This is a genomic window from Pseudomonas sp. GW821-FHT02H09, assembly GCF_059421425.1.
The window spans coordinates 1-8,640 of sequence record NZ_JBWKVA010000044.1 but is presented as its reverse complement, the minus strand read 5'-3'; the positions used below and the strand labels follow the sequence as shown (position 1 = coordinate 8,640).

Here is an 8,640-nt window from a genome sequence, read left to right as displayed (position 1 = left end):
CATCGGGGCCATGACCATACGATTGGACAAGCTATAGCGACCCACACGGACTTGAGAAAAAAGCGAATTCATTGCGGGGCTCCTTAGTGGTGATGGAGCCATCATTGATCAATCTGAATCCGGGATAAACCGGGTAAAATTGAAATGACTAATCCACTGATGGAGCAATGCGAGCATCCGCTATGTCCGCGGTAGCGACATCGGTGGCAGTCGCGGTATTGGTCGCCACTGGTTTTCCTCAGAAACGATCCAACCTGTAGGGTTCGATTGCCGGCAAACCATGGGACTGGGTGACGGCCGTCGGTGAAGCTATTTAGGCGATGAGCTCGGCAGTGACCGCTGCCTGAGTCAGGCCCAAGTGCTGGTGGCCGAAGGCGAGCAGCACCCTGCCGTCGCGCACCCGGTCGATGATCGGCAGGGAATCTGGCATTGCCAAACGAGGCTCCCCGGCCGGGGTCCTACTGGTCGATGACGACCACCCGCAGGCCCTGGCGTGCCAGCCGGAGGGCACAGGCGACGCCGATGATTCCGGCGCCGACCACAGCAATGTCGGCATTGTCGTGGGGGGGGGAAGCGACGTGGTTAGACATGGTCCAGGGTTTCTCTCTGGCCATCGAACATGCGGCGCAGCTGCAGCGGATTACAGTGCTTGAGCGCGGCAGGCAACAAGGTATCCGGGAAGTTCTGGTAGCAGACCGGGCGCAGGAAACGCAGGATGGCGGCGGTGCCGACCGAGGTCGTGCGCGGGTCGCAGGTTGCCGGGAAAGGACCGCCATGGACCATGGCATCGCAAACTTCGACGCCGGTTGGATAGCCGTTGAACAGCACGCGCCCGACTTTCTGTTCCAGCAGCGACAGCACCTCACCCAGGTTATTGAGTTCCGAGTCTTCGACAATCAGGGTGGCGGTCAACTGGCCACGCAAACCGTGCAGTGCCTGGAGCAACCACCCGCCGATGCCGTAAGGTTCTTTCTGCCAACGCTTGTTGTCTGAGGGGTTCATCTCCAGTATTCGAAACGAACGTCACATAACCCGCCACATCTGCAAAGGCTCGAAGCAGTCCGGCGTCGTCAACCACGCTGATGCAGATGGCGAAGCCTTGCTCGTTCGCCAGCGATACTGCGCGGCTCATGATTCCCTGAGATTGGTGTTCCAGCATGTAGAGCTCCTTAATTGGATTGGACAGGAGTCTTGATCATCCGAGGGCTTGGTGCTGGCGTGAAGGTGGTCGGAGCGATTGGGGGGGAATGTTTGATGATGTCGGATATTTAGCTCTGGCGATCGACTGCGCCGGGCATAAAACGCCTGCACAACGCAGAACAGATGTAGTAGCAAGCCTGCCTGCGATGATGGCGGCACATTCAGCATCCATGTGTCTGTCACGCCGCTATCGCAAGCAAGCTTGCTCCTACAGAGGACAGTGTTCGACCGTCAGAGGGCGTCGCGGGAGGGCTGGCCGTCCACCAGCCGCTGAATGCGCAGTGGATTGGCGTTCTTCAATGGCTCCGGCAACAGTCTATCGGGGTAGTTCTGGAAGCACACCGGGCGCAGGAAGCGATCGATGGCCAGCGTGCCCACCGATGTACCGCGCGCATCGGACGTCGCCGGATACGGCCCGCCGTGGACCATCGAATCACACACCTCCACACCGGTTGGATAGCCGTTAAGCAGGATCCGTCCGACCTTTTGTTCCAGCAGCGCCGTCAGTTCACCGAACTGTTCGAAGTCTGCCGATTCGCCTATGATCGTCGCCGTCAGCTGCCCATGCAGGCCCTGCAGTGCGGCACTCAATTGCACCTGATCCGCCACTTCGACAAACACCGTGGTCGGTCCGAAGACTTCTTCCTGCAGCACTTCATCGCCGTCGATCAACAGGCTGACATCGGCTTTGAACAACTGCGGCTGGGCCTGGTTGCCCTGTTGCGCCTGGCCGGCCAGATGCTCGATGCCCGGATGTGCGAGGAGTTTTTGCAGGCCCTTGCCATAGCTGCTCAGGGTCCCGGCATTGAGCATGGTTTGCGCCGGCTGATCGCCGATGAAAACCGCGACCTGCTGCACGAACGCACTGAACTGCGGTGAGCGAATGCCGATCACCAAACCGGGGTTGGTGCAGAACTGGCCGCAGCCCTGAACCACCGAAGCGGTCAGGTCACGGGCGATCGATTCTGACCGCGCTTGCAACGCCTGCGGCAGCACGATCACCGGGTTGATGCTTGACATCTCTGCGAACACCGGGATGGGTTGAAGACGGGCTGCAGCCATGTCGCACAACGCCCGTCCGCCTTTGAGCGAACCGGTAAAACCGACCGCCTGAATCGCCGGATGCTTGACCAGCGCTTCACCGACGCCACCGCCGTAGATCATGTTGACCACGCCGGCCGGCATCCCGGTTCTTTCCGCGGCGCGGATGATCGCATCGGCAACGAGTTCGGCCGTGGCCATGTGGCCACTGTGGGCCTTGAACACCACCGGGCAGCCAGCCGCCAATGCCGAGGCGGTGTCGCCACCGGCGGTGGAAAACGCCAAGGGAAAGTTGCTCGCACCAAACACCGCAACCGGGCCGAGGCCGATGCGGTACTGGCGCAGGTCCGGACGCGGCAACGGCAGGCGGTCCGGTAACGCCCGATCGATCCGCGCAGCGTAGAAATCCCCGCGACGCAGGACCTTGGCGAACAGGCGCATCTGGCCGCTGGTGCGACCGCGCTCGCCTTGAATGCGGGCGGCGGGCAGCGCGGTTTCGCGGCTGACCAGCGCCACAAAATCATCGCCCAATGCATCCAGCTCATCGGCAATGGCATCGAGAAACTGCGCGCGACGTTCGGCGCTCAGGCTGCGATACGCCGGGTAAGCGGCAGCGGCAAAATTGGCAGCGGCGTCGACTTCTTCAAGGGTGGCCTGGTGGAAACTGTAAGGCAGGTTATCGCCGGTGTTGGCATCAACGCTGTTGACGATGACAGTGCCAGTAGCGCTGCGCTGACCACCGATGTAGTTGTGGCCGATAATCGTGGACATTTCTGGCTCCAGAAAAGGATGTTCGAATCCCCTTGCGGGGATTTCAGGGCTATAGGGGAGGAGGGCAGGGATTCAGGTAACGGCGCCGATCTGCCAGGGCACGAATTCGTTCTGCCCGTAACCGTGCTGCTCGCTCATGCTGCGTTCACCCGAAGCGATGCGCAGCATGAGGTTGAAGATGGCTTCACCGCATTCTTCGATGGTCATGGTGTCTTCAGCGATCTCGCCGCAGTTGATGTCCATGTCTTCGCGTTGGCGGTTCCACAACGCGGTATTGGTTGCCAGTTTGATCGATGGGGAGGGGGCGCAACCGTAGGCCGAGCCACGTCCGGTGGTGAAGGCAATCAGATTGGCGCCACCGGCGACCTGGCCTGTGGCCGATACAGGGTCATAGCCAGGGGTGTCCATGAACACCAGGCCTTTGGCGCTGACTATCTGGGCATATTCATAAACATCGACCAGGTTGCTGGACCCTGCTTTAGCAACAGCACCCAGTGACTTCTCCAGGATGGTGGTCAAGCCTCCGACCTTGTTGCCGGCCGAAGGGTTGTTGTTCAGTTCTGCACCCATGCGCTCGCAATACGCCTCCCACCAATGAATCCGTGCAATGAGTTTTTCACCCACTGCGCGGTTGATTGCCCGGCGGGTCAGCAGGTGTTCGGCGCCATAGATTTCCGGCGTTTCAGAAAGGATTGCCGTGCCGCCACAGGCGACCAGTCGGTCCACCGCATTACCCAGCGCAGGGTTGGCGGTGATGCCGGAATAACCATCCGAGCCACCGCATTGCAGGCCAATGATCAGGTGCCTGGCACTGACGAGTTCACGTTTGACCTGGTTAGCCTCCTCAAGCAACGCCTTGACCTGAGCGATGCCGCTGGCGACCGCTTTGGATGTGCCGCCGCTGTCCTGGATGCTGAAAGTGCGCAGCGTATCGCTGCGGCTCAGACCCTGGGTGCTGAGCAGCCCTTCGATCTGGTTGGTTTCGCAGCCCAGCCCGATCACCAGCACAGCGGCGAAGTTGGCATGGGTCGCGTAGCCCGCCAATGTACGGCGCAGCAACGCCAGGCCTTCGCCGGCGGGGTCTACGGCGCAACCGGCGGAGTGGGTCAGGGCGACCACGCCATCGACGTTGGGGTATGCCAGCAATGCGCCAGGGTTAATGTCCCGTCGGAAGTGGTCGGCTATGGCGCGGGCGACGGTGGCCGAGCAATTCACAGAGGTCAGGATGCCGATGTAGTTTCGGGTAGCCACGCGACCGTCCGGGCGTACGATCCCCATGAACACAGGCTCGCTGTTCAAGGGCTTGTCGGGTTTCACATCGAGGCTGAACGCATAATCACGGGCGAAATCGCCCATGGCCAGGTTGTGCACATGCACGTGGTCACCGGCCTCGATAACCTCGGTGGAAAAACCGATGATCTGCCCATAGCGACGCAGGGCCTGGCCTGCATCAATGCGACGTGCGGCGATCTTGTGACCGGCGGGTACAGGTTGACGTACGGTCACGCCTTCCTGTTCGAGGACTTCACCCGGTATCAACGGCCGACGGGCGATCAGCACATCGTCCAGAGGATTGAGGCGCAGGACGGCGGCTGCACCGGTTTTCATGATCAATTCCATCGGAAACTCTCTGGCTATGAAGCGTGGGAGGTCGCTGGCCAACAGGCCGCGCCATGCCTTTGTTGCTGCACTATAAGAGCCCCCGGATGCTGCTGCCTAATGAGACCTTTGGATTGATCGATAACTTTTTCTCATCTTATTTGCTGTTATTGACAAAAAAAGTCCTCAGTGATCGGCAGTTTCCCGTCGCAGCCTGGCGAATTCCAGCAAGGTGTCGGCGAATTCGCGGGCCGCTTCGGTCAGTGGTTCGTCCTTGCGCGTGATGATGCCGTAGTCCTGAGGTTCGACCTTGAACGGAGTGTTGAGCACTTTAAGCAAGCCACTCTGAACCTGCGACTGCACCATGGATTCGGGCAACATCGCGAGCATCGGCCCCGATTGCAGGAGTTGCAGGAAGGTGGGCATCGAGATGGTTTCGACGGTGTTGGTGGGCGTGCGCATGTTGAATTCGGTGAAGGCGCTTTCCATCCGACGCCGTATGGGCGCATTGAAGGGGTACATCACCCAGGGCCAATCGCTCAGTTGCTCGGTAGCCACTTCGTCGAACTGCGCGAGGGGATGGCGACTGTTGACCACCAGGCAAAAGGGTTCAGGTCCGAGTGCACGGAAGTCGAACGGTTGCTGATAACGCTCATCCGTGAAGCGGGCAATGATCAAATCGAGCTTCTTGTGCTCAAGCATTTCCAGCAGTTGATTGCTGGTTTGCTCAATCACTTCGATGGACAGCATGGGGCGGTCCAGCTTGATCCGGGTGATCGCCTCGGGCAGCACGACCGAGGTCGCGGCGAAAATCGCGCCGACTTTCAAATGACCATGTCCACCTTTGCGCAATTTATTGAGCTGATCGACGAATGACTGCGTGTCGTCGAGCGTCATCCGGGCATAGCGGACCACGAACTCGCCAAGTTCGGTCAGGGCCATGCTGCGGGTTTGCCGTTCGAACAACGCAAAACCGAGTAACAGCTCGACGTCGCGCAACATCTTGCTGATGGCTGGCTGTGTCAGATTCATCAGTTCGGCAGTGGTGTGCATGTTGCGGGTCTTGGCCAAAGTGTCGACCAATATCAAATGCTTGATCTTCAGCCATTTGCTCACGCTGGCGAATGAAATCTCGTCGTTTTCCATAAAGAGGCTCGATCTGGTTGATAACGAAACGATATCAAACACTGAAAATATGTCATTGGGATTTATCAGACAAGTCCACTAGTTTTGCCGGGTCGTCATCGAATTGACCTGGACCTATATATGCCCCATCTGAAATTGACCTGTAAAAACACCCTGCCGATCGATGGGCTGGAAGGCACTCTGATCGGTCGTGCCTGGGTGCCTGGGGAGGCCGCTGGCCCCTCGCCGATAGTGCTGCGCGTCGACGGTGTGTTTGATTTGTCGAAGGTGTTCCCGACATTGAGTGATCTGCTGGAAAGCGCTTCACCGCTTGAGGCTGTTCGTAGCACTCGCGGTGAATACATCGGGAGTCTTGAGGCATTGTTGGCCAATACGGGCCCCGGGGCCGATCCCGCCAAGGCTTTTCTGTTGCCGCCGGCTGACCTGCAGGTGATCAAGGCTGCCGGTGTGACATTCGCCGCCAGCATGATTGAACGCGTGATTGAAGAGCAGGCGGGCGGTGATGCAGTCAAGGCCGAGAGTGTACGCAGCCTCGTCAAAGCGGCTATTGGCGACAACCTGAGTTCGATCAAACCGGGTTCAACCGAAGCCGCCCGGCTGAAGGCCTTGTTGATCGAGCAGGGGCTTTGGTCACAATACCTGGAAGTCGGCATCGGCCCTGATGCCGAGATATTCACCAAGGCCCCCGTCCTCGCTTCCGTCGGCAGCGGTAATGAGGTGGGTATTCATCCCAAATCGAAATGGAACAACCCTGAGCCGGAAATAGTCCTGGCGGTAAACAGCCGTGGTCGGATACAAGGCGTAACCTTGGGCAACGACGTCAATCTGCGCGACTTCGAAGGCCGTAGCGCATTGCTGTTGAGCAAAGCCAAGGACAACAATGCGTCATGTGCGATCGGCCCGTTTATTCGCCTGTTCGACGAAGGCTTTTCTCTGGATGATGTGCGCCGCTGCGTGGTCGATCTGGTCGTTGAGGGTGATGACGGTTTTATCATGCGCGGCAGCAGTTCGATGGAGCAGATCAGTCGTGACCCGCTTGAGTTGGTCGCGCAGACTGTGGGCAGCGATCACCAGTACCCGGACGGTTTCATGCTGTTTCTCGGCACGCTGTTCGCCCCGACACAAGACCGTGAAGAGCCGGGCAGTGGCTTCACTCACAAGCCGGGCGATAGCGTTAGCATCGGGAGCCCGTTGTTGGGCACGCTTCACAATCGCGTCACCTACAGCAATGAAGCCACACCCTGGACGTTTGGCCTGCGTGCATTGATGGGCAACCTGGCCGCTCGGGGTCTGGTGGCAGGTAAATCACTCCACTGATTTGCCTGCCAGAGGTTCCTGGCAGATAAAAACAGTGATCGCTGGACAATAATAATAAGGCACACAAATGATGACCAAAAACACGACAAGACCGGATCACGCGGCAGCCATCGAGAGCGCCATTGCCAAGTGTCGATGGAAGCTGTTGCCGTTCCTCGCTTTAATGTTTGCCCTGGCAATGATCGATCGCTCCAACGTCGGTTTCGCCAAGGCGGCACTGCAGACCGATATCGGCTTGAGCAATGCGGCCTTCGCCCTGGGTGCGGGTATTTTCTTTATCGGTTATGCCATCTTCGAAGTGCCGAGTAATCTGATGCTGCACCGCGTCGGCGCGAGAGTCTGGCTCAGCCGGATCATGATCACCTGGGGGCTGGTGTCCGCCGCCATGATGTTCACCCGGGATGAAACAACGTTTTACGTGCTGCGCTTTCTGCTCGGCGTGGCCGAAGCGGGTTTTTCCCCGGGTGTGATCCTGTACCTGACCTACTGGTTTCCGGCCCAGCGTCGCGGCCAGGCTATCGGCATCTACTATTTCGGCTTGCCAATGGCCTTGATGCTGGGCAGTCCAATGTCGGGCTGGTTGCTGGAAATGCATGACATGTTCAACCTGACCAACTGGCAATGGATGTTCCTGGTGGAAGGCCTGGCGGCGGTCGTCGTAGGGATCATTGCGCTGTTCTACCTCAAGAGTAAGCCACAGCATGCCCCTTGGCTCACCCGCGAAGAGAAAGCGGCCCTGAGCCAGGAGATCGAGGCTGAAGACAAGCTGAAACTGGCCCATGGCCCGACCAACCTGCTGAGTCTGATGCGCAACAAGCGGGTGCTGAAGTTCATCCTGATCTACTTCAGCGTTCAGGTCAGTGTGTACGGGGTCATCTTCTATCTGCCGACCCGAATTTCGGAGCTGCTGGGGACCAAGGTCGGCTTAGAGGTGGGTATGTTCATTTCATTACCCTGGCTGTGCGCTGCCATCGCCATGTACTTTGTGACGCGTTATGCCGACCGGCATGGGGCTCATCTCAAGATGGCGATGTGCATGCTGGGCATGGCTGCCCTGGGTATTGCGGCCTCGGCCTTGCTCAACAGTTTTGCACCGGTACTGCTGGCTTTCTGTTTCGCAGCCGCCGGTTTCGTGACCGTTCAACCGCTGTTCTGGACGCTGCCGACCGGCTACCTCGGTGGGGTTGCCGCGGCCGGTGGTATTGCCCTGATTGGATCCATGGGCAACATCGGCGGCTTTGTCGCGCCAATACTCAAGGCCAATATGGAGGTCTGGTTCACCGATCCACGGGCTGGGATGTTGTCGCTGTCGGCAGCGGGGTTGGTGGGAGTTTACCTGCTATGGACATTGCGCGCGCCAAAGGGGCAACTGCAGGTCAATCAAGGTCCGCTGGACGGGGTGGCGAGTAGTGCCCGGGCACCTTCGAATCCTTGAAATCACAATAGACCGTTTAGTCCTGAAATAGGTTTACACCCGTTTCACCCTAACGCTCGATGACGCTGAACTCGCCTTAGGCGACGTTCATGGTCTTGATCGTTCCCACGCTCTGCGTGGGAATGCCGCCC

General features: G+C 58.9%; 6 protein-coding genes and 2 pseudogenes. 2 read left to right on the top strand and 6 right to left on the bottom strand.

Annotation, left to right across the window (positions count from 1 at the left end; genetic code table 11):
* Window positions 1-238: 238 nt before the first annotated feature.
* The 6 genes and pseudogenes from AC07VR_RS31510 to AC07VR_RS31485 form a co-directional block, all read right to left on the bottom strand.
* Window positions 239-472: pseudogene (locus AC07VR_RS31510) on the bottom strand (FAD-dependent oxidoreductase); the annotation flags it as partial.
* The gene (locus AC07VR_RS31505; RefSeq protein ID WP_495013630.1) at window positions 459-590 is read right to left on the bottom strand and encodes an FAD-dependent oxidoreductase; all 132 of its coding nucleotides are present in this window, start codon (window positions 588-590) and stop codon (window positions 459-461) included. The gene AC07VR_RS31505 and the pseudogene AC07VR_RS31510, both read right to left, overlap by 14 nt.
* Window positions 583-924, bottom strand: a pseudogene (locus tag AC07VR_RS31500) (aldehyde dehydrogenase (NADP(+))); the annotation flags it as partial. The gene AC07VR_RS31505 and the pseudogene AC07VR_RS31500, both read right to left, overlap by 8 nt.
* A gap of 507 nt (window positions 925-1,431) precedes the next feature.
* Window positions 1,432-3,012 carry an aldehyde dehydrogenase (NADP(+)) gene (locus tag AC07VR_RS31495; protein WP_495013629.1) on the bottom strand — a complete coding sequence of 527 codons (1,581 nt, stop codon included), beginning with the start codon at window positions 3,010-3,012 and terminating at the stop codon, window positions 1,432-1,434.
* 72 nt (window positions 3,013-3,084) lie between these two features.
* Window positions 3,085-4,632, bottom strand: a complete 1,548-nt coding sequence (locus AC07VR_RS31490; protein WP_495013628.1) for a UxaA family hydrolase — start codon at window positions 4,630-4,632, stop codon at window positions 3,085-3,087.
* 165 nt (window positions 4,633-4,797) lie between these two features.
* Complete coding sequence (locus AC07VR_RS31485) at window positions 4,798-5,757, bottom strand: LysR family transcriptional regulator (RefSeq protein WP_494992916.1); 960 nt, start codon at window positions 5,755-5,757, stop codon at window positions 4,798-4,800.
* A 120-nt stretch (window positions 5,758-5,877) separates the two neighbouring features.
* Here AC07VR_RS31485 and AC07VR_RS31480 point away from each other — a divergent pair, with 120 nt between their 5' ends.
* A complete protein-coding gene (locus AC07VR_RS31480) occupies window positions 5,878-7,074 on the top strand; it encodes a fumarylacetoacetate hydrolase family protein (protein WP_495013627.1) in 1,197 nt (398 codons plus the stop codon).
* A 67-nt stretch (window positions 7,075-7,141) separates the two neighbouring features.
* Window positions 7,142-8,509 (top strand): MFS transporter, encoded by a 1,368-nt coding sequence (locus tag AC07VR_RS31475; RefSeq protein ID WP_494992918.1) that lies wholly within the window; start codon window positions 7,142-7,144, stop codon window positions 8,507-8,509.
* The last annotated feature ends 131 nt before the right edge of the window (window positions 8,510-8,640 follow it).